Here is a 19,631-nt window from a genome sequence, read left to right on the forward strand (position 1 = left end):
CGCCTTTGTTTTCTCCCAGAACTGCCGGATCTGAAACGTTGCAGGCGCCGAAGCTAGCAGATTTTCAGCGAGGGGCAACAGCGCACGACCCAATTCCGAAGAGTTTTGTAATCGATTTCATTACAAACGGCATTGGGCCGGCCACGGCATGCCCTTGCTGCAAAAATACGCGACATAAATCACCGCCTCCCGTGCGCGTCGACGAAGCGAAAGGGCGCTTTCGAGGCGCCCTTTCAATATCCATCTCCGCTCAGACGTAGCGGTTGACGACGTTTTCCAGCAACTCCTGCTTGCCGGACTTCGGTTGCGGGTTGAGGTCGGACTTCAGCACCCAGGCCTCGATCTCCTCCAGCGAGAAGCCGCCATCGAGCATCTTCTTGGCTTCCGGCACCTGCCAGCCGGCATAGCGGCTTTCGAGCGGCGCAGACAACGCCTTGTCCTCAATCATTTTTGCCGCTGCCTTCAGGCCACGCGCGCAGCAATCCATGCCGCCGATATGGCCGATCAAGAGGTCCTCCGGATCGATCGACTGACGGCGCAGCTTGGCGTCGAAATTGGTGCCGCCGGTCTTGAACCCGCCGCCGGCGAGAACCTGGTAGTAGGCGAGCGCCATCTCCGGCACGTTGTTCGGGAACTGGTCGGTATCCCAGCCGGACTGGTAGTCGTTGCGGTTCATGTCGATCGAGCCGAAGATGCCGAGCGCGTTGGCAAGCGCCAGCTCGTGCTCGAAGGAGTGGCCGGCAAGGATCGCATGGCCCTGCTCGATGTTGACCTTCACCTCGTTTTCCAGGCCGTAGTTCTTCAGGAAGCCGTAGACCGTCGCGACGTCGTAGTCGTACTGGTGCTTGGTCGGTTCCTGCGGCTTCGGCTCGATCAGGATCGCGCCCTTGAAGCCGATCTTGTGCTTGTACTCGACGACGAGGTTGACGAAGCGGCCGAGCTGGTCGAGTTCGCGCTTCATGTCGGTGTTGAGCAGCGTCTCGTAGCCTTCACGCCCACCCCAGAGCACGTAGTTCTGGCCGCCAAGGCGCTTGGTCGCGTCGAGGCAGGTCTTCACCGTTGCTGCGGCAAAAGCAAAGACATCCGGATCCGGATTGGTCGCCGCACCCGACATATAGCGCCGGTTGGAAAAGAGGTTGGCGGTGCCCCAAAGCAGGTTGACGCCGGTCTCGGCCTGCTTCTTTTCGAAGTGATCGACGATCTCGTTGAGGTTTTTGGTGTTCTCCGCGAAGCTCTTGCCTTCCGGGCGCACGTCCGCGTCGTGGAAGCAGTAGAAGGGCACGCCGAGAAGATCGAAGAATTCGAAGGCGACGTCGGCCTTCAGCTTTGCCGCGTCCATGGTGTCCTTGAACCAGGGGCGCTCGAAGGTCTGGCCGCCGAACGGGTCGCCGCCCGGCCAGACAAAGGTGTGCCAATAGGCAACCGCGAAGCGCAGGTGGTCTTCCATGCGCTTGCCGAGCACGACCTCGTCCTTGTCGTAGTGGCGGAAGGCGAGCGGATTGGTGCTGTCGGGCCCCTCATATTTGATCTTGGCGATATCGCCGAAAAATCCTGTGCTCACGGGTCTTGCTCCTCTTTCAAGAGTGATGTCGGCCGGTATCGCCTATGCGACAGGCGCGGCCATTACGTGGAAGGTAATTGGTTTCATTCCCTCGCCCGGCGATACCGGAAGCATCGAAACGCCAAACGAAAGGAACACTTCGATGCATGACTTCAACGCCATCGCGAGAGCCTACATGGCCGCCTGGAACGCCACCGACGCCGCAAAGCGCGCGGGCCTGATCGAGAAGGCCTTCACCGCCAAAGCCAGCTACCGCGACCCGGTCATGCAGGGCGATGGCCATGCCGGTATCGATGCGCTGATCGCCGGCGTGCACGGCCAGTTCCCCGGCTTCCGCTTCACGCTGAAGGGGTCTGCCGACGGCTACGCCGACACGATCCGCTTTTCCTGGGCGCTTGGCCCGGACGGTGCTCCCTCTGTTATCGAAGGCACCGATGTCTGTGAGATCGAGAACGGTCGCCTGAAGTCGATCACCGGCTTCCTCGACAAGGTGCCGGCCCGCTGAGCGCGAGACACCTGAATGGGGCATCGGGCGCCGTATCATGACACGGCGCCCTTGATTGCCGGATAGAGCCGGCGGTAGCGCCGGTAGCTCTCCTCATAGGCCGAGATCAGCGACGCCTCGGGCGCGATGGTTTCGGCCGTGCGCGGCGCGTAGCAGGCCGCGACCGGATCGGCCCCCGTCGCGGCGATGAGGCCAAGACGCGCCGCTCCGAAGGCAGCACCGAAATCGCCGTCGGCGGGCAGGTCCACCGGAAGGTTCAGCGCGGTTGCGATCGACTTCAGCCAGTAGCGCGAACGCGAGCCGCCGCCGATCGCCGTCACCCGCGACAGCGTCGTACCGGCGGCGCGCAGCGCCTCCAGGCTGTCGCGAATGGCGAAGGAGACACCTTCCATCACCGCCTGCGTCAGCACCACCCGGCTGCTTTCGTGGCCAAGTCCGACGAAGGCGCCGCGGATCGCCGCATCGTTGTGCGGCGTGCGCTCGCCCGAGAGATAGGGAAGGAAGGTGACGCCTGAGGGCGCCTTCAGATTGTCGCCGAGTTCGGCGCTCAGGTCCGCGGCACTGCGCCCGGCAATGCCCGAATACCAGTTGAGCGCATCGGTCGCCGACAGGATGACGCCCATCTGGTGCCAGGTGTTCGGCAACGCGTGGCAGAAGGCGTGCACGGCGCTTTCCGGGTTGGGCAGGTAACTGGCGTTGGCGGCAAAGAGAACGCCTGACGTGCCGAGCGAAACGAAGGCATTGCCCTCGCCGACCGTGCCCATGCCGCAGGCGGACGCCGCATTGTCGCCGGCGCCGCCGGCAACGATGACGTCACCGGAAATCCCCCAGCGTGCGGCAAGTTCCGAGCGCAGCTTGCCGGCCGGATCGGTTCCCTCGACCAGGCTCGGCATCTGCGTTTGATCCATGCCGCTGGCCGCAAGCAGGCTTTCCGACCAGCGGCGCTTGCCCGTGTCGAGCCAGGCTGTGCCGGCCGAGTCAGACATTTCCGACATGTGTTCGCTGGTCAGCCACAGGCGCAGATAATCCTTCGGCAGCAGCACCCAGCGCACTTTGGCGAAGATCTCGGGCTCGTTGGCCCGTACCCAGGCAAGTTTTGGCGCGGTAAAGCCGGGGAAGACGATGTTGCCGGTGATCGCACGGAACTCAGGATCGGCGTCAAGCGCGGCCGCCTCGCGAAAACTGCGGGTGTCGTTCCAGAGAATGCAGGGCCGAAGCACCCGGTCGTCGGCATCGAGCAGCGTCGCACCGTGCATCTGGCCGGAAAGACCAATACCGCGCACCGCCGAAAGCTCCGCCGGGTGTGCCGCCTTCAGCCCGGCAATTGCCTCTTCGGTGGCGCGCACCCAATCGGCCGGGTCCTGTTCCGACCAGCCGGGATGCGGCCGCGAGACGTCGAGCGCGCCGGAAGCCGAGCCGACGATGCGCTGGTCGCCATCGACAAGCATCGCCTTGACGCCCGAGGTGCCGAGATCCAGTCCGAGATACATGCTAACCTCCCTTGGGCAATTCCTCGAAAGAATTGCGAAAATCTAGAGCACTACGCCGGATCGACCGGCAGGTTGTCCTTCAGGAAAATCTCGATGCGGATGCGCTCCTGCGCGCCGATGACGGCGAGACCATCGGCACGGGCCTTCAGCACCCGGATGGCGCTGCGCACCTCGTGACCGGCGTCCTGATTGAGGAGCGCGTCGAGCGTGCCGGAAAGAAGTGCTGTGCGGCTATGTGGCGTCAGTTCATGCGCGATGGCGCAGACGGTCTTGTCGCGACCGGTCCTTTCGAGCGCTGCGATCAGGCCGCGATTGCCGGCACCGAGGCTGTAGATGCCGGCGAGATCCGGGTGATCGGCGAGCAAATTGGAGACGAGGCGATCGACCTCGCCCGGATCGTCCTGTCCCTCGACGACGGGCAGCAGCCGGCGGCCGGGCGCGCTTTCCGCCATGGCCGCGCCAAAACCTTCAAGCCGGTCACGATGGTCGCGCACCAGCATCGAGCCGGCAACAACCGCGACCGGGCCTTCTCGGCCGCCAAGGAAACGGCCCATCAAGGTACCGGCCGTCCGACCGGCGGCGACGTTGTCGACACCCGCGAAATGATCGCGCGACGATCCCGGCAGATCGGAAACCAAAGTCACGACGGCGATGCCGTCCTCACGCAGCCGATCGACTGCCCTGACGACCTCCGTCGCATCGATCGCCACCACGGCGACACCAGCGGGATCGAGGCCACGCGCCTCTTCCAGCGCCTGCGCGAGAGCAGGCGCATCGAAAGCCGGCACGGACAAGACCGTGATCGCCGTGCGCTCGACGGCGGAGCGCGCCTTGGCCGCCTCCACCTCGGCCGCAAGGCCGCGCATGAAGGTGTTATCGCCTTCCGGCAGGATGAAGACCAGCGGGTAGATGCGGCTCTTGGCAAGGTTGGCGGCGGCGACATCGCGCACGTAGCCGAGCGCCTCGATGGCGCGCTCGACCTTGTCGCGGGTGACGCCGCGCACGCCCGGACGGTTGTTCAAAACCCGGTCGACGGTCGCGAGGCTGACCCCGGCCTTGGCGGCGATATCGTGAACTGTCGGGCGCATGTTTTCCTCCGGGCTCTGCCTTTAGAGGAATTTTTGATGTACGTAAATCAAAAATCCTCGGCGATCGCGAATCCGGACCCGATGCGGCGGTGCGAAAGCCCGGAGAGCGTTTCGCAACAGGTTGATAAAGCTTGATTTTTCGACAAATTTCCGGACGCGGCGATCAGCCGAGCCGCCTGCTGAAGGCGTCGGTGAAGACGACTTCGCCATGCGCCGCCCCGGCTTCGGCCAACGCCACATCCATGAAGGCGTCGGTGACGCGCACAAGCGCAAATCCGCCCATATAGGCCGCCTTCGGCTTGAAGAGGTCGAGCCCGCCCTGGCGATAGATCATCGCCGTTTCGTGCTGGTGCCCATGGAACAGGCCGATGACGTTGCTGCCCTTGATGACGTCTAGCAAAGCCTGCCGTTGGGCAACGCTCCACCAGTGCGGGGCGCCGTCGCCTTCGTCGTCGAAAGTCCTCGCCTTCGCATCCCAGACCTCGGTCGAAAACGCGTCCCAGCCATAGTGCTGGAACAGAATGACCGGCCGGCCGTCGCCGGCATAGGACGCAAGATCCTGCTTCAGCCAGGGTAGCGCATTGACCGCGCCCTTGGTCTGGTCGCCGCCGAAGCGCTGCAGCTGCACGAGATGCAGCCCGCCCCAATCCCAGGAGTAGCAATCCGAAAGCGGATCGTAGTTCGTCACCGGCACCGGCGGCTTGTAGAACACCGTCTGGCGATGATTGAGCTCGACATAGTCGCGCAGTTCGCGGCGGTACCAGTCGACATGCGGCGGCGGACCGTCCTGGTCGAGGTCGTGGTTGCCGAGGCCGACATAGACGGGCATGTGGACGTGGTCGGGCCCTGCCCCTTCCTGGTAGCGGCTGGAGAACTGCTGCAGCTGCCGCCCTTCGCGCGGCTGGCGCACCTGACCGCCGCCATCGTCGGTAATGTCGCCGCCGAGCACCAGCCCGAGTGGCTTGCTGATTTCGCGGCCGGCGCTTGCAAGACCACTCGGCTTGCCGGCAATCGTCGCCGGCCAGCGCATCGCATGCACCGCATTGAGGGCCGCCACATGGTGCAGCAGGTTGGCGTCGGTCTTGCCTTCGGCGGCACAATTCGGGGCCAGCCCCTCGATCGAAACGAGGCAGGCGTGGATGTCGTTGGAAAACAGGAAGGTCGCATCGGTCGCTGGAACTGCAGCTCGGGCGCGCGGTGTCGCAAGCGCTGCTCCCAGACCGGCAAGGCCCGCGACGAACGATCTCCTGGATATGCCGTCAGAACCCGATCGCCGCATACCACCGCCCTCAACTTTTGCGGACGGGAGTGTGCAGCAAGGCGCAGCTCACGTAAACCGCGAGCCGCGCCTTGCCCTGGGGGACTAGTGTCCGCCGCCGCTCGGGCCGACGCCCTGCGGCTTCTTGATCATCATCACGCCGAGGACCAGCGACAGGAACAGCACCGTCAGCAGCATGAAGATATCGCCGAAGGACAGGATCACCGCCTGCTGCTGCGCCATGGCGGCGAGCTGCTTGATCGCGATCGTCGTGCCGTCCAGGCCGTGGGCGTTGAAGTTGGCAGCCATGTTGTTGAACCGCTCCATCGCCTCCGGATTGCCCCACTGCACGTGCTCGGCAAGCCGCGCATAATGGAAATCCTGGCGCTGGGTCAGGATCGTGTTGATGACCGCGAGCCCCACCGCACCGCCGAGGTTGCGGGTGAGGTTGAAGAGGCCGGAGGCGCCGCGCATGCGCGCCGGCGGCATGGTGCCGAGCGCGATGTTGTTGATCGGCACCATGCACAGCATCAGCCCGACGCCGCGCAGGATCTGCGGGATGAACAGCTCGTAGAAATCCCAATCGGCCGTCAGGTGGCCCATGATCCAGGTGCCGCTGGCAAAGCTGGTGAAGCCGATCGTCATCAGCACGCGCGGATCGAGCTTGCCCGAGAGAATGCCGGCGACCGGCGCCGTGAAGAACATCGCAAGACCCGAGACGAACATGGTCTCGCCGATCATCAGCGAATCGTAGCCGCGGATGCGCCCGAGATAGAGCGGATAGAGATAAGTCAGGCCATAAAGGCCGATGCCCATGACGAAGGAGAACATCGAGCCGAAGGCGAAGTTGCGGTTGGCAAAGGCCCTGAGATCAACGACCGGGAATTCCACCTTGAAGGCCCGGTAGAAGAACACGATCGCCGCCAGCGCTGACGCGACCGCACCGATGACGATGTGCTCGTCGTTGAACCAGTCGTTGGTGTTGCCCTCTTCCAGCACGTATTCGAGCGCGCCGAGGAAGATCGCCATCGAGGCCAGGCCCCACCAGTCGAACTTTTTGAACAGCCCGAGCTCGGGCTTGTCGAAGTCGATGAAGGTCCAGGTGAGCGTCGCGACGATGATGCCGGGAATTACGTTGACGAGGAACAGCCAGTGCCAGGAGAAGGCGTGGCTGAGATAACCGCCGACCGTCGGGCCGATCGTCGGCGCCAGGGTCGCGATCAGGCCGATGATCGGCGAGACGATGTTGCGCTTCGACGGCGGAAAGATGGTGAAGGCGGCTGCGAACACCGACGGAATCATGCCGCCGCCGATGAAGCCCTGGATGGCGCGATAGACGATCATCTGGTCGATGTTCGTCGCGGTTGCCGCAAGCGCGCTGGCAGCGGTGAAGCCGGCGGCCGAAACCGAGAACAGCACGCGCGTCGAGACGATGCGCGCCAGCGTCCCCGACAGCGGGATCATGATGACTTCGGCAATGAGATAGGAGGTCTGCACCCAGCCGATCTCGTCTGAACCGGCCGAAAGGCCGGCCTGGATTTCGGCAAGCGAGGCCGACACGATCTGGATGTCGAGGATCGCCATGAACATGCCGACGACCATGGCGAAGAAGGCGATCAGCCTCTTCGGATCCATATGTTCCTCGACCTTCGGTGCGGCGGCCGCCACCGAGCCTGCTGTTGCCGTTGCGGCCATCTCAGCCACTCCTTGCATGGGCGCACTTGGGCGCCAGCGTTCTGGACATGCGCGTTTCGCCGCGCCGGCGTTCCGGACTTGACCGCGCTCCGTGGCGCCGGGGTCTCGACAAAAGGCGCGCCCAAGGGCGCGCCGGCATTTCGTCAGCTTACTTGGTCGCGGCGACCTTGGTTGCGTCGGGCGCCGTGCGCGTGTCGACGTCGACGACGACGCTCAGTCCCGCGCGCAGGTGACCTTCCGCCAGCACGTCGGCCGGCAGCGTGATGCGCACCGGCACGCGCTGGATCACTTTGGTGAAGTTGCCGGTAGCGTTTTCCGCCGGCAGCAGCGAGAAGACCGAGCCGGAGGCCGGCGAGATCGAGGCGACGGTGCCTTCGATCGCGTGATCCTCATAGGCATCGACATGCACCTTGACCTTGGAGCCCGGCACCAGATGGGCGATCTGGGTCTCCTTGAAGTTGGCGTCGATATAGAGTTGGTCGACCGGAACAAGGGCGGCAAGTCGCTGGCCGGCCGACACGAGGTCGCCAACCTGCACCGCGACGTTGCCGACGATGCCGTCATAGGGCGCCTTCAACACGGTAAAGCCGAGGTCGCGGTCAGCCTTGTCGCGCGCAAGCTCCAGCGAACGGATCTCGCTTTCGGCTTCCGTGCGCTGCGCTTCGAGGACCGTGATGCTGGCATTGGCGGCGGCGATGTTGGCATCCGCCCCGGCCAGGTTTGCCCGTGCCTGGTCGAGCGCCACATCAGCGTTGTCGAGCGAAGCGACGGTGCCAACGGCCTTGGACTGGAGGTCGCTCGCGCGCTTCTGCGCGAGTTCGGCGCCGCGCACCGTCGCTTCGAGAGCCTTCTTCTGCGCTTCGGTCTGGGCAAGGCTCGCCTTGGCGCCGGCGATCTGCGCATCGAAGCGGCTGAGCGCCAGCTTCTGGGTGGCGATCTTCGCCTCGGCCTGTTCGGCAGCGATGCGGTAGTCGCCGTCATCGAGCGTGACGAGCGGATCGCCTGCCTTCACCTTCTGGTTGGCGACGGCGTCGACCTTGGCGACATAGCCCGAAACCTTCGGCGAGATCGTCGCGATGTCGCCTTCGATATAGGCGTCGTCGGTGGAGACCATGAAGCGGCCATTGGTCCACCAGTCGTAGCCGTACCAGCCACCGGCAGCCAGAAGCGCCAGGCCGAGGACCGGGAGGATGGGCTTGCGCGCCTTCTTCTGCGGCGGCGCGGCGTCCGCGACCGGGGCGGGAGCGACTGCGGCCTGCTCTGCGGCAGGCACCTTTGCCTCAGGCGCGGTTTCCTGCTGCACTTCGAAATTCTCGTCTACGGGACGGACGCGGGCAGCGCTGGACGTGTTGGATGCGGACATTGGGCACCGGCCTGGTTAAGGATTGCTGAACGAACTGAACCGTTCGGTTCGATTGGAACTTGACATAAGCCCTTTCTGGCCGCATATCAAGAGGAAATCGAACCACGCGGTTCGATGACTAATATTTAATGCAAGCAGGACGGAAACAAGCGACCATCATGAGCGGGGCAAAGACCGGAACCCAGGACGCGGTAGAGCCGACTGTCGACATCGACGAAGATCTCTCGTTGGGGGGTGGCCGGCATGCGGCCGGCGAAGACCCAGCCAAGCGCGAGCAGATCCTCGAAGGCGCACGGCGTGCCTTCCTCAGCCAGGGTTTTGATGCCGCCAGCATGAACGACATCACCCGCGAGGCCGGCGTTTCCAAGGGCACGCTCTACGTCTATTTCGAGAACAAGGAAGACCTGTTCAAGGCGCTCATCGTCAAGGGCAAGACCCGGGTGGTCCAGACCGCCAAGCACGCGCTCAACGATCACGACGACGTCGAGGAATCGCTCTACGATTTCGGCGTGACGCTGACGACGAGCATGACGGCGGAAGAGACCATCCGCTCCATGCGCATGGTGATCGGCGTGATCGACCGCATGCCGCATCTGGCCGAGCGCTTCTTCAGCGAAGCGCCCGAGAACGGCTACACCGTCCTGAAGTCCTATCTCGACCGCCAGGTTCCGGCTGGCACGCTCGACATCGAAAACACAGAGATGGCTGCCCGCCAGTTCATCGAGATGGCGCAGGCCGGGCTCTTCAAGCACCGTCTGTTCGGCGGCATGTGCTCTGCGCCGCCCAAGGAACAGATCGAGGCGACGGTCACCGCCGCCGTCCGCGTCTTCATGGCCGCCTACGGACCGAAGAAATAGACCGGCCGACGCCGAACTCCTGGCGACCATCCGGAGTTACAATCCAGCAATTGCGATCAAGCGCGCCTTGAGGCAACACCCTATCACCAGGGCACTGCCAAGGGAGTGAGGATGAGTGCCATCGGACGGGCGGTCTGGTTCATCGAGAGCCATTTCGCCAGGGACATATCGCTGGATGAGATCGCCGGGGCCGCAGGCCTCTCGCGCTTCCATCTTTCGCGCGTTTTCGGGCTGGTCACCGGCCGCTCGATCAGCGCCTATATTCGCGGCCGGCGGCTGAGCGATGCCGCCCGGGCGCTTTCCAACGGCTCCATCAGCATTCTCTCGGTGGCGCTCGATGCGGGCTACGGCTCGCACGAGGCTTTCACCCGTGCCTTTCGCGACCAGTTCGGCGTGACGCCCGAAACCGTGCGCAAGCAGAGGCACGTTCGAAACATCGAACTGATGGAGCCTTTGAGAATGGACGACACCCGCCTCTTGAAGATCGACCCGCCGCGCTTCGAAGACAGCCCTCCGCTGCTGCTCGCGGGCCTTTCGGAAACCTACGCCTATAGCCGCACGGAGGGCATTCCGTCGCTCTGGCAGCGGTTCAACCGCCATTTCGGCAATGTTCCCGGACAGAAAGGCAACGTCGCCTATGGCGTTTGCAACGAGAGCGACGACGAGGCCGGCACCTTCCGCTACATGGCGGCCGTGGAAGTCAGCGACGCCGGCGATCTGCCCGAGGGCTTTTCGACGCTGAAGCTGCCGAAGCAGCGCTACGCCGTCTTCCTGCATCGCGGCCATATTTCGGCGATCGCCAAGACCGCGGACCATGTCTTCGGCACATGGCTGCCGGAGTCCGGGCTTCAGCACGGCGAAACGCCTGATCTCATCGAGCGCTATGACGATCGCTTCGACCCGCATTCGGGCATGGGCGTCGTTGAAATGTGGGTTCCCATCAAATCGTAAACGGTAAAGCGCCGCCGCAAATGGGCGGCGGCGCTTGTCACGTCCGCAATGTTTCTTAAATACTTTCGGCGATTCTGCGCGACGACGCGCCACCTTCAGCGCCCGAGCGTCTTGCAGACGCACAAAGGTCGCTGCGGAACCTTTGAAGAGAGAAAGATCGCTGATGCAGGACCTCCTGTTGCTTGCCCAAGACCCCGCCGCCTGGGTCGCCCTCGTCACCCTGGTCGTCATGGAGGTGGTTCTCGGCATCGACAACCTGATCTTCATCTCGATCCTCACCAACAAGCTGCCTGTCGAGCATCGCGAAAAGGCCCGGCGCGTCGGTATCGGCCTCGCGCTCGTCATGCGCCTTGCCCTCCTCGGCACCGTCGCCTGGATCGTCAAGCTGACGACGCCGGTCTTCGAAGCCTTCGGCCACGGCTTCTCCTGGAAGGACATGATCCTCATTGCCGGCGGTTTGTTCCTCGTCTGGAAGGCGACCAAGGAAATCCACCACAATGTCGATCCCGCCGATCATGGCGAGGACTTCATCGCGTCTTCGGCGATCAACAGCTTCGGCGCCGCGATCGCCCAGATCCTGCTGCTCGACCTCGTCTTCTCCGTCGACAGCATCATCACCGCGGTCGGCATGACGCCGCATTTGCCGATCATGGTCATCGCCGTCATCGCCGCCGTCACGGTCATGCTCGTTGCCGCCAATCCGCTCGCCAACTTCATCGAGAAGAACCCGACGATCGTCATGCTGGCGCTCGCCTTCCTCCTGATGATCGGCACCACGCTGATTGCCGAAGGCATGGGTCTGCACGTGCCGAAGGGCTACATCTACGCCGCCATGGCCTTCTCGGCCGGCGTCGAGATCCTGAACATGGTCGCGCGCAACGCGCGCCTCAGGAAAGCCGGCAAGCTCGACTGACAAGCAAGACCAGACGATCTCAGCCGAAAAAGGCCCGCATCGACGATGCGGGCCTTCTGCTTGCGGGAGTTCTGGAAGACGCGGGGTTCGGCGACCGGCCGTCAACCGCGAGCCATCAGCGGCAAGACAAACGGGGTCGTTTGCTCTTTCCGCCGAGCCTGCCGGGGCCGTTCCCCACGCCTTCTGGTTGGACAACGCATCTCCTCAGGAAACGTTCCGATCCGGTTTCAGCTCGTCAAGCATCCGGCCGATGACCGACCTCGACCAGGATGTTGCCGGGTATCACCGTGTAGAAGACATAGGCGCCGTGCCGCTCCTGCGGCGCATTCATCTGAATGCCGGCGGCGCGCAGCCGCTGGTGGACGTCGTCGACCGCGCGGCGCGTCGGCACCAGGAAGCCGATATGATAGGTCTGGACGCCGAGGCTCACCTGGTCGCCGCCGCCAAGTGCGGCGATCGGCGGACTGACGACGAGCACGAGCCCAGAACCGTCCGTCAGGCGATAGAAGGAATCCTTCCCGCGCTTTTCGACCAGCGTCAGGCCGAAGTGATCGACGAGGAAGGACGCCGTTTCTGAAACGACGGGGCTATGAAGATCGATATGGTTCAGTTGCATGTTGCTGTCTCCGTGTTTTGACAAACGCGGCGGACTGCGTCGATTGCATACACCCCGCCGCGGACCGATGCGATTGCATCGGAACCACGTCGCGGGTTCGAACGGGACGTTCGAGCAGAGCTTCGTTTAAAAAACCGAAGGGACCGGGCTTACCATATCCGGTCCTGCCTTTTTCGACCGGATCTGCTTAGCCTAGAACGGCTGAAGACGGAAGCCGGTGGCGCGATCAGTTTTTGCCGGCGCCGGGATCGATGTGCTGAAGTTCCTGCAGATAGGCGTCGAGACGGTCGAACTTCTGCTCCCAGAAGCGACGATAGCTGTCGAGCCAGCTGTTGACGTCCTTGAGCGGAGCGGCTTCGAGCTTGCACGGGCGCCATTGCGCTTCGCGGCCGCGGCTGATCAGCCCGGCGCGCTCAAGGACCTTCAGGTGCTTGGAGACTGCCGGCAGGCTCATTTCGAAGGGCTCCGCCAGCTCGCCGACCGAGGCTTCTCCGAGCGCGAGACGGGCGAGGATCGCCCTGCGCGTTGGGTCGGCCAGGGCTGAGAGCGTCGTCGACAAGCGATCTTCCGGCATTTTCTAAAAAACCTTTCAGTTAAATAACCTTTCGGTTCATTACCGCCCGCCAGAGGCGGTGTCAACAAAAACTGGCGTGATCCGGTTTCCGTTGACATGACCGGCGTTCTATGGTCTCACCCGAGCCTATTGGAATAGCCTGCCGATACCGCAGTTGCGGCACCCTTGCGGGCCTTTCCTTCCCATAAAATGCGCGCCCCCGGCGGCCGGTTTCTTCTCCGGCAAGGGGCGAAAAGCACGTCAGACGGGCAAAGACCATGGCAAATTCAGCAGTCCGGGTACGCATCGCACCCTCCCCCACCGGCGAGCCGCATGTCGGCACGGCCTATATCGCTCTGTTCAACTACCTCTTTGCGAAAAAGCACGGCGGCGAATTCATCCTGCGCATCGAAGACACCGATGCCACCCGGTCGACGCCGGAGTTCGAACAGAAGGTGCTGGACGCGCTGAAATGGTGCGGGCTCGAATGGTCGGAAGGTCCTGACGTCGGCGGCCCCTACGGGCCCTATCGCCAGAGCGACCGCAAGGACATGTATCGCCCTTACGTCGAGAAGATCGTCGAGAACGGTCACGGCTTCCGCTGCTTCTGCACGCCCGAACGGCTGGAACAGATGCGCGAAAGCCAGCGCGCCGCCGGCAAGCCGTCGAAGTATGACGGCCTGTGTCTTCACCTGTCCGCCGAAGAGGTAACCTCGCGCGTTGCCGCCGGCGAGCCGCATGTCGTGCGCATGAAGATCCCGACCGAGGGCTCGTGCAAGTTCAACGACGGCGTCTATGGCGACGTGGAAATCCCGTGGGATGCCGTCGACATGCAGGTCCTGCTCAAGGCCGACGGCATGCCGACCTACCACATGGCAAACGTCGTCGACGATCACCTGATGAAGATCACCCACGTCGCGCGCGGCGAGGAGTGGCTGGCTTCCGTTCCGAAGCACATCCTGATCTACCAGTATCTCGGCCTCGAGCCGCCGAAGTTCATGCACCTGTCGCTGATGCGCAATGCCGACAAGTCGAAGCTGTCGAAGCGCAAGAACCCGACGTCGATCTCCTACTACACCGCACTCGGCTACCTGCCGGAAGCGCTGATGAACTTCCTCGGCCTGTTCTTCATCCAGATCGCCGAGGGCGAGGAGCTGCTGACGATCGAGGAACTGGCGGCAAAGTTCGACTCGGAGAACCTCTCCAAGGCCGGCGCGATCTTCGACATCCAGAAGCTCGACTGGCTGAACGCCCGCTGGATCCGCGAGAAGCTTTCGGAAGAAGAATTCGCCGCCCGCGTCCTTGCCTGGGCCATGGAAAACGACCGCCTGAAACAGGGCCTGAAGCTCAGCCAGTCGCGCATTTCGAAGCTCGGCGAACTGCCCGATCTCGCAAGCTTCCTGTTGAAGTCCGACCTCGGCCTCAAGCCCGAAGCCTTCGCCGGCGTCAAGTCGACGCCCGAAGAACTGCTCGAGATCCTCAACACCGTTCAGCCGGATCTCGAAAAGATCCTAGAATGGAACAAGGAATCGATCGAAGCCGAACTGCGCGCGATCGCCGAGCGCATGGGCAAGAAGCTGAAGGTGATCCTGGCGCCGCTTTTCGTGTCCGTGTCGGGCTCGCAGCGCTCGCTGCCGCTGTTCGACAGCATGGAGATCCTCGGCCGCGCCGTGGTCCGCCAGCGTCTGAAGGTGGCCTCCCAGGTGGTTGCCTCCATGGTTGGCAGCGGAAAGTAAGGAGAGCACGAGATGAACGACAAGACCGAAACCACTGGCCTCTCCTCCGACGCAACGGAAGTGCGCGCGCAGAAGCTGAAGCTTTTGCGCGAGCAGATCGGCGACGTCTACCCGGCGCATTTCCACCGGACGATGAGCAATGCCGAGCTGACCGCCAAGTACGAAGGCCTGGAACCGGACACCGAGACGCAGGATGTCGTGACCGTTGCCGGCCGCGTCTACTCCTCGCGCAACTCCGGCATGTTCATGGACATCCATGACGCGTCGGGCAAGATCCAGATCTTCAGCCACAAGGACGTGACCAGCGAAGAGGCCCGCGGCCTGCTGCCGATGATCGACATCGGCGACATCATCGGCGTCACCGGGATCGTGCGCCGCACCAAGCGCGGCGAGCTGACGATCAATGCGCAATCAATCACCATGCTGACGAAGTCGCTGCTGCCGATGCCGGAGAAGTGGCATGGCCTCTCCGACATCGAGATCCGCTACCGCAAGCGTCACCTCGACATCATGACCAATGAAGAGTCGAAGCTGCGCTTCCAGCAGCGCAGCCGCATCGTCTCCGGCATCCGTCGCTTCATGGAAAACGACGGCTTCATGGAAGTCGAGACACCGATGCTGCACTCGGTCTATGGCGGCGCCACCGCCGAGCCGTTCAAGACGCATCACAACACGCTGAAGCTCGACATGTTCCTGCGCATCGCGCCGGAACTGTACCTGAAGCGCACGCTGGTTTCGGGCCTGACCGACAAGGTGTTCGAGATCAACCGCAACTTCCGCAACGAAGGCGTCTCCACCCGGCACAATCCGGAATTCACCATGATGGAGTGCTACTGGGCCTATGCCGACTACGAGGACATCATGGACCTCGTCGAGCGCCTGTTCGGCGAGCTCGCCTTGGCGATCCACGGCTCGACCGAGTTTGCCTACGGCGACAAGGAAATCTCCTTCAAGGGTCCGTTCCGCCGCGTGCCGATGCCCGACGCCGTCAAGGAAGCGACCGGCATCGACTTCCTGGCGATGAAGACCGACGCGGAAGCCCGTGACGCCGCCAAGGCTGCCGGCTTTGAGGTCGAGAAGGACTGGACCTGGGGCGAGTGCCTCGCCTTCCTCTTCGAGGAGAAGGTCGAGCCGACCCTCATCCAGCCGGCCCATGTCACCCACTTCCCGAAGGACATCTCGCCGTTTGCCAAGGAAGTGCCGGGCGAGCCGCGCCTCGTCGAGCGTTTCGAGACCTATTGCAACGCCTGGGAACTGGGCAACGCCTTCTCCGAACTCAACGATCCGGAAGAGCAGCGCGCCCGCATGGTCGAGCAGCTGGAACAGGCGCATGCGCGCGGCGAAAAGGCCAAGCAGCTTGACGACGAGTTCCTTGATGCCATCGACCAGGGCATGCCGCCGGCCGGCGGCCTCGGCATCGGCGTCGACCGTCTGATCATGCTTTTGACCAACGCGCCGTCGATCCGCGACGTCATCCTCTTCCCGGCCCGCCGCCAGAAGGCTGACTGACCGGGAGCGGCGTTGCCACCAACAGGAAAGCCCGGCGCGAGAGCACCGGGCTTTTTTTTGATTTCGGATCTATCTTCCGGCTGCCGGAAACGGAGCCCCGCTCAGTGCCCCGCGGGCGCCTCGGCGGTCTCGGCCGGTTTGGCCTCCTGGTCCGCGGCGCCGCCCTCGGCCGTTACGGCCCCGGTCGCTTCCGCCGACGGGTCGATGCAGGAAGATTGGTCGTCCATGGCCGCCATCATCGTGCGGATATCGCCCATCGACAGGTCGACGATCTTGCCATGGAAGGCACCGACGGAATTTGCCGTGCCCTCATTGTAGGACGCGCGAAACGTCTCGCTCATGCCGGGTACGCTCTGCGGGCCGGGCGCGAAGAGCACTTCCGCGCCGATCGCCGCACCGCGCACGTCGGCCCGGTTTTCAGGGCCGGCGGAATCGAGCACGACGACCTGATAGAGATCTGCCTTTTCTGTCTTCGCCAAGGCGCCGACGACCCGCAGCGCCGTGCGCATGCGGCTCTCGCCGTCGGCGCGATCGGTCTTGATGTGCATGCGGATCCAGCGCTGGCCGTTATGGCCGAGCTTCAACGTGCGGATGGCCGTGCATTCGAGGCCGGAGGTCTTCGGCTCGGACATCCGCGCCATCAGCGCATCGCGGCTGACATAGACGGCGGCAGCGCCCGAGGCGGCAGAAACACCGAAAGCCGCAGTGAGAATGACGAGCAGTCTCTTCGATGGCTTGATCTTGCCGAGGATAGCCTTCACGAGCGTGGACTCCGCCATCATATCCAGAAATTGCAAAAAGCCCGGAACGGGCAGCACAACATTAGGCGCGCGACCTTTCGGAAAGTTTAAATTGCGGTGGCGATCTGCCGGCAACCCGCAGCAGACCAGCGGCAGGGGATCAACAAAAAGGAGGCAGGCGATTGCGCGCCTGCCTCCCTCTCAAGCCTGTACGTCGATCAATCCACGGCGATATCGATGCGGTCGCGGCACTCGCGGTAAGGCGAAAGATGCACCTTGCCCGAGGCGTCGACCCATCTACGGTTTTCGACGCAATAGGCGCCCGATTTCGTCAGGATGACCTTGGGGCGCCGCCGGTTGTAGCTGTCGTTGGCATGGGTGAAGGAGCCGATGCCGGCGTACCAGTCGCTGCTGTCAGAAGAGCCGTGTCCGCCACCACCGCCGCCGCGGCCCTTGCCGCCGGCGCTTTGGGCAAAGGAGGGAGCGGCAAACGACGTTGCCGCGGTGACGACGATCATGGAAACAAGGACCAGCCTATGCATGACATTACCTCCCGGTTGACTGGATGAGCCGTTCCCATCCACACGCAGAGCTTGCCATGCTCGCCCGGTTGGCGGTGTTCCCATGGAAACCGGTCAGAGGCGCGGCCGCTCCCCCATCAACCCGGATGGCGATTGACATTCGCGGCCATCTTGCCTCCATTGCGAGCCGTCAAACACAAGAACAAGAAAAGAAGAACGAGAATGCATAAAGTTATCTTCGATACGGATCCGGGCATCGACGATGCGATGGCGCTGCTCTTCCTGCACCGTCACCCGGCCATCGACCTGATCGGCATCACCACCGTCTTCGGCAATGCCTCGGTCGAGACCACCACCCGCAATGCGCTCTTCCTGAAACAGCGCTGGGGCATCGACGCGCCGGTCGCCAAGGGCCTCGACAAGACCTTCAATCCCGACCGCCCGCATGTCGGCTGGCCGACCTTCATCCACGGTGACGACGGTCTCGGCAACATCGACGTGCCCGAGACGGTCGACCTGCCGGTCGACCCGCGTCCGGCCCACCGCTTCATCATCGACACCGTTCGCGCCCACCCCGGCGAAGTGACGCTGATCGCCGTCGGCCGCATGACCAACCTGGCGCTGGCGCTGCGCGAGGATCCGGAGTTCGCGGCCCTCGTGCGCGAAGTCGTCATCATGGGGGGCGCCTTCGACGTCAACGGCAACATCACGCCCGCTGCCGAAGCCAACATCCACGGCGACCCGGAAGCCGCCGACGTTGTCATGACGGCGCCTTGGCCGGTGACGGTCGTCGGTCTCGACGTCACCACGCAGACTGTCATGACCAAGGCGATGATCGCCGACATCGCCGAACGCGGCGGTGACGCCGGCAGGCTGCTCGCCGACATCTCGAAGTTCTACGTCACCTTCTACGAGCAGCACGTGCCCGATGGCATGGTCGTGCATGACAGCTGCGCCTGCGCCTATGTCGTGGCGCCGGACCTCTTCACCGTCAGAAGCGGCTCGATCCGCGTCGTCTGCAGCGGCATCGCCGACGGCCAGACGATCCAGAGCCCCGACAACCGGCTGTTCCCGCCGAGCCCCTGGGACGATCTGCCGAGCCAGAAGGCCTGCGTCGACATCGATGCCGCCCGCACGCTGAAGCTGATCAGCGACACGCTGGTTCTCGGCGGCTGAACCTTATCGAGGTGCGACCGTTGTTGCGCCTCGAAAAACTTGGACAAGATGGCTGGCGGACCCGCGTTCGCCGGCTATCTTTATGTCCATGAAACCGGACGCCCTGCTCTATCCCGCCCCCAAAGGTCTCTACTGCCCGATCGGCGACTTCTACATCGACCCGGTGCAGCCGGTCGAAAGGGCGCTGATCACCCATGGCCATTCCGACCATGCCCGCGCCGGCCATGGCCAGGTGCTCGCGACGAGCGAAACCCTCGACATCATGCGCATCCGCTACGGCGATGGCCTCTGCGGCACGAGTCAGCCGATCGAACTCGGTGAAGCACTTGTCTTCAATGGCATCGAGGTGGGCTTCCATCCGGCTGGCCACGTGCTCGGCTCGGCGCAAATTTCGGTTCGCGCGGGCGGCACCCGCATCGTCGTGTCAGGCGATTACAAGCGGAGGCGGGACCCCACCTGCGCCGGCTTCGAACCGGTCGCCTGCGACGTCTTCATCACCGAGGCGACCTTCGGCCTGCCGGTCTTTCACCATCCCGATGACCGGATCGAGACCCGCAAGCTGCTGACGTCGCTCGCGCAATTCCCCGAGCGGACCCATGTGGTCGGCGCCTATGCGCTCGGCAAGGCGCAACGGGTCATCGCGCTGCTGCGCGAACAAGGCTACCACGAGCCGATCTTCATCCACGGCGCCCTGCAGCGGCTCTGCGACTACTATCAGAGCCAGGGCATCGACCTTGGCGAACTGCGCCCGGCAACGCTTGCCGCCGAAGAAAAGCAGGATTTTCGGGGCACGGTGGTCGTCGGCCCGCCCGCCGCCTTCGCCGATCGCTGGTCCCGGCGCTTCGCCGACCCGATCGCCATCTTCGCATCCGGCTGGATGCTGATCCGGCAAAGGGCAAAGCAGCGCGGCGTCGAGCTGCCTCTGATTATCTCCGACCATTGCGACTGGGCCGAACTGACCGAGACGATCACCGAGATCGCACCGGCCGAGGTCTGGGTCACGCACGGGCGCGAGGAAGCACTCGTGCGCTGGTGCGAGATCAAGGGCATCGCGGCCCGCCCGCTGCATCTCGTCGGCTACGACGACGAGGGAGAGTGA

At 63.6% G+C, this 19,631-nt stretch carries 18 protein-coding genes; 8 read left to right on the top strand and 10 right to left on the bottom strand.

What is annotated here, in order from left to right; all coding sequences use genetic code 11:
• Window positions 1-250 precede the first annotated feature (250 nt).
• Window positions 251-1,561 carry a xylose isomerase gene (gene xylA, locus C1A35_RS12605; protein WP_104664644.1) on the bottom strand — a complete coding sequence of 437 codons (1,311 nt, stop codon included), beginning with the start codon at window positions 1,559-1,561 and terminating at the stop codon, window positions 251-253.
• A 142-nt stretch (window positions 1,562-1,703) separates the two neighbouring features.
• Here xylA and C1A35_RS12610 point away from each other — a divergent pair, with 142 nt between their 5' ends.
• A complete protein-coding gene (locus tag C1A35_RS12610) occupies window positions 1,704-2,066 on the top strand; it encodes a nuclear transport factor 2 family protein (protein WP_104664724.1) in 363 nt (120 codons plus the stop codon).
• A 35-nt stretch (window positions 2,067-2,101) separates the two neighbouring features.
• Here C1A35_RS12610 and xylB read toward each other — a convergent pair whose 3' ends face one another.
• The 5 genes from xylB to C1A35_RS12635 form a co-directional block, all read right to left on the bottom strand.
• Complete coding sequence (gene xylB / locus C1A35_RS12615) at window positions 2,102-3,556, bottom strand: xylulokinase (RefSeq protein ID WP_104664645.1); 1,455 nt, start codon at window positions 3,554-3,556, stop codon at window positions 2,102-2,104.
• A 50-nt stretch (window positions 3,557-3,606) separates the two neighbouring features.
• Window positions 3,607-4,644 carry a LacI family DNA-binding transcriptional regulator gene (locus C1A35_RS12620; RefSeq protein ID WP_104664646.1) on the bottom strand — a complete coding sequence of 346 codons (1,038 nt, stop codon included), beginning with the start codon at window positions 4,642-4,644 and terminating at the stop codon, window positions 3,607-3,609.
• 163 nt (window positions 4,645-4,807) lie between these two features.
• Complete coding sequence (locus C1A35_RS12625; RefSeq protein WP_104664647.1) at window positions 4,808-5,923, bottom strand: metallophosphoesterase; 1,116 nt, start codon at window positions 5,921-5,923, stop codon at window positions 4,808-4,810.
• Between the two features lie 84 nt (window positions 5,924-6,007).
• Window positions 6,008-7,597, bottom strand: coding sequence for a DHA2 family efflux MFS transporter permease subunit (locus tag C1A35_RS12630; protein ID WP_104664648.1), 1,590 nt, complete (start codon window positions 7,595-7,597; stop codon window positions 6,008-6,010).
• 148 nt (window positions 7,598-7,745) lie between these two features.
• Entirely contained in the window at window positions 7,746-8,960 is a 1,215-nt protein-coding gene (locus C1A35_RS12635; protein ID WP_104664649.1) for an HlyD family secretion protein, read from the bottom strand.
• A gap of 158 nt (window positions 8,961-9,118) precedes the next feature.
• Here C1A35_RS12635 and C1A35_RS12640 point away from each other — a divergent pair, with 158 nt between their 5' ends.
• The 3 genes from C1A35_RS12640 (at window position 9,119) to C1A35_RS12650 (ending at window position 11,681) form a co-directional block, all read left to right on the top strand.
• Window positions 9,119-9,817, top strand: coding sequence for a TetR/AcrR family transcriptional regulator (locus tag C1A35_RS12640; RefSeq protein WP_104664650.1), 699 nt, complete (start codon window positions 9,119-9,121; stop codon window positions 9,815-9,817).
• 111 nt (window positions 9,818-9,928) lie between these two features.
• On the top strand, window positions 9,929-10,768 hold the full coding sequence (locus C1A35_RS12645; protein ID WP_104664651.1) for an AraC family transcriptional regulator: 840 nt from the start codon (window positions 9,929-9,931) through the stop codon (window positions 10,766-10,768).
• A 163-nt stretch (window positions 10,769-10,931) separates the two neighbouring features.
• The gene (locus tag C1A35_RS12650) at window positions 10,932-11,681 is read left to right on the top strand and encodes a TerC family protein (protein WP_104664652.1); all 750 of its coding nucleotides are present in this window, start codon (window positions 10,932-10,934) and stop codon (window positions 11,679-11,681) included.
• Window positions 11,682-11,916: 235 nt separating this feature from the next.
• Here C1A35_RS12650 and C1A35_RS12655 read toward each other — a convergent pair whose 3' ends face one another.
• The gene (locus C1A35_RS12655; protein WP_104664653.1) at window positions 11,917-12,297 is read right to left on the bottom strand and encodes a VOC family protein; all 381 of its coding nucleotides are present in this window, start codon (window positions 12,295-12,297) and stop codon (window positions 11,917-11,919) included.
• A gap of 226 nt (window positions 12,298-12,523) precedes the next feature.
• Window positions 12,524-12,871, bottom strand: a complete 348-nt coding sequence (locus tag C1A35_RS12660) for an ArsR/SmtB family transcription factor (protein ID WP_104664654.1) — start codon at window positions 12,869-12,871, stop codon at window positions 12,524-12,526.
• Window positions 12,872-13,128: 257 nt separating this feature from the next.
• On the opposite strand from C1A35_RS12660, the gene gltX reads away from it, so the two are divergent.
• Both gltX and lysS read left to right on the top strand, forming a co-directional pair.
• Window positions 13,129-14,586 (top strand): glutamate--tRNA ligase, encoded by a 1,458-nt coding sequence (gene gltX, locus C1A35_RS12665; protein ID WP_104664655.1) that lies wholly within the window; start codon window positions 13,129-13,131, stop codon window positions 14,584-14,586.
• Window positions 14,587-14,598: 12 nt separating this feature from the next.
• Window positions 14,599-16,095, top strand: coding sequence for a lysine--tRNA ligase (gene lysS / locus C1A35_RS12670; RefSeq protein ID WP_104664656.1), 1,497 nt, complete (start codon window positions 14,599-14,601; stop codon window positions 16,093-16,095).
• 101 nt (window positions 16,096-16,196) lie between these two features.
• Here lysS and C1A35_RS12675 read toward each other — a convergent pair whose 3' ends face one another.
• Both C1A35_RS12675 and C1A35_RS12680 read right to left on the bottom strand, forming a co-directional pair.
• The gene (locus C1A35_RS12675; protein WP_104664725.1) at window positions 16,197-16,856 is read right to left on the bottom strand and encodes a hypothetical protein; all 660 of its coding nucleotides are present in this window, start codon (window positions 16,854-16,856) and stop codon (window positions 16,197-16,199) included.
• Window positions 16,857-17,053: 197 nt separating this feature from the next.
• Window positions 17,054-17,377 carry a hypothetical protein gene (locus tag C1A35_RS12680; RefSeq protein WP_104664657.1) on the bottom strand — a complete coding sequence of 108 codons (324 nt, stop codon included), beginning with the start codon at window positions 17,375-17,377 and terminating at the stop codon, window positions 17,054-17,056.
• 201 nt (window positions 17,378-17,578) lie between these two features.
• Here C1A35_RS12680 and C1A35_RS12685 point away from each other — a divergent pair, with 201 nt between their 5' ends.
• Together C1A35_RS12685 and C1A35_RS12690 are read left to right on the top strand one after the other, a co-directional pair.
• Window positions 17,579-18,532, top strand: coding sequence for a nucleoside hydrolase (locus C1A35_RS12685; RefSeq protein ID WP_104664658.1), 954 nt, complete (start codon window positions 17,579-17,581; stop codon window positions 18,530-18,532).
• Window positions 18,533-18,620: 88 nt separating this feature from the next.
• On the top strand, window positions 18,621-19,631 hold the full coding sequence (locus C1A35_RS12690) for a ligase-associated DNA damage response exonuclease (protein WP_104664726.1): 1,011 nt from the start codon (window positions 18,621-18,623) through the stop codon (window positions 19,629-19,631).

This window comes from Ensifer adhaerens, from assembly GCF_002940685.1.
GTDB lineage: Bacteria > Pseudomonadota > Alphaproteobacteria > Rhizobiales > Rhizobiaceae > Ensifer > Ensifer adhaerens_E.

Coding starts and splice junctions, on each gene's coding strand:
- C1A35_RS12610 (WP_104664724.1), top strand. CDS start 1,704: ATGCATGACTTCAACGCCATCGCGAGAGCCTACATGGCCGCCTGGAAC.
- xylB (WP_104664645.1), bottom strand. CDS start 3,556: ATGTATCTCGGACTGGATCTCGGCACCTCGGGCGTCAAGGCGATGCTT.
- C1A35_RS12620 (WP_104664646.1), bottom strand. CDS start 4,644: ATGCGCCCGACAGTTCACGATATCGCCGCCAAGGCCGGGGTCAGCCTC.
- C1A35_RS12625 (WP_104664647.1), bottom strand. CDS start 5,923: ATGCGGCGATCGGGTTCTGACGGCATATCCAGGAGATCGTTCGTCGCG.
- C1A35_RS12630 (WP_104664648.1), bottom strand. CDS start 7,597: ATGGCCGCAACGGCAACAGCAGGCTCGGTGGCGGCCGCCGCACCGAAG.
- C1A35_RS12635 (WP_104664649.1), bottom strand. CDS start 8,960: ATGTCCGCATCCAACACGTCCAGCGCTGCCCGCGTCCGTCCCGTAGAC.
- C1A35_RS12640 (WP_104664650.1), top strand. CDS start 9,119: ATGAGCGGGGCAAAGACCGGAACCCAGGACGCGGTAGAGCCGACTGTC.
- C1A35_RS12645 (WP_104664651.1), top strand. CDS start 9,929: ATGAGTGCCATCGGACGGGCGGTCTGGTTCATCGAGAGCCATTTCGCC.
- C1A35_RS12650 (WP_104664652.1), top strand. CDS start 10,932: ATGCAGGACCTCCTGTTGCTTGCCCAAGACCCCGCCGCCTGGGTCGCC.
- C1A35_RS12655 (WP_104664653.1), bottom strand. CDS start 12,297: ATGCAACTGAACCATATCGATCTTCATAGCCCCGTCGTTTCAGAAACG.
- C1A35_RS12660 (WP_104664654.1), bottom strand. CDS start 12,871: ATGCCGGAAGATCGCTTGTCGACGACGCTCTCAGCCCTGGCCGACCCA.
- gltX (WP_104664655.1), top strand. CDS start 13,129: ATGGCAAATTCAGCAGTCCGGGTACGCATCGCACCCTCCCCCACCGGC.
- lysS (WP_104664656.1), top strand. CDS start 14,599: ATGAACGACAAGACCGAAACCACTGGCCTCTCCTCCGACGCAACGGAA.
- C1A35_RS12680 (WP_104664657.1), bottom strand. CDS start 17,377: ATGCATAGGCTGGTCCTTGTTTCCATGATCGTCGTCACCGCGGCAACG.
- C1A35_RS12685 (WP_104664658.1), top strand. CDS start 17,579: ATGCATAAAGTTATCTTCGATACGGATCCGGGCATCGACGATGCGATG.
- C1A35_RS12690 (WP_104664726.1), top strand. CDS start 18,621: ATGAAACCGGACGCCCTGCTCTATCCCGCCCCCAAAGGTCTCTACTGC.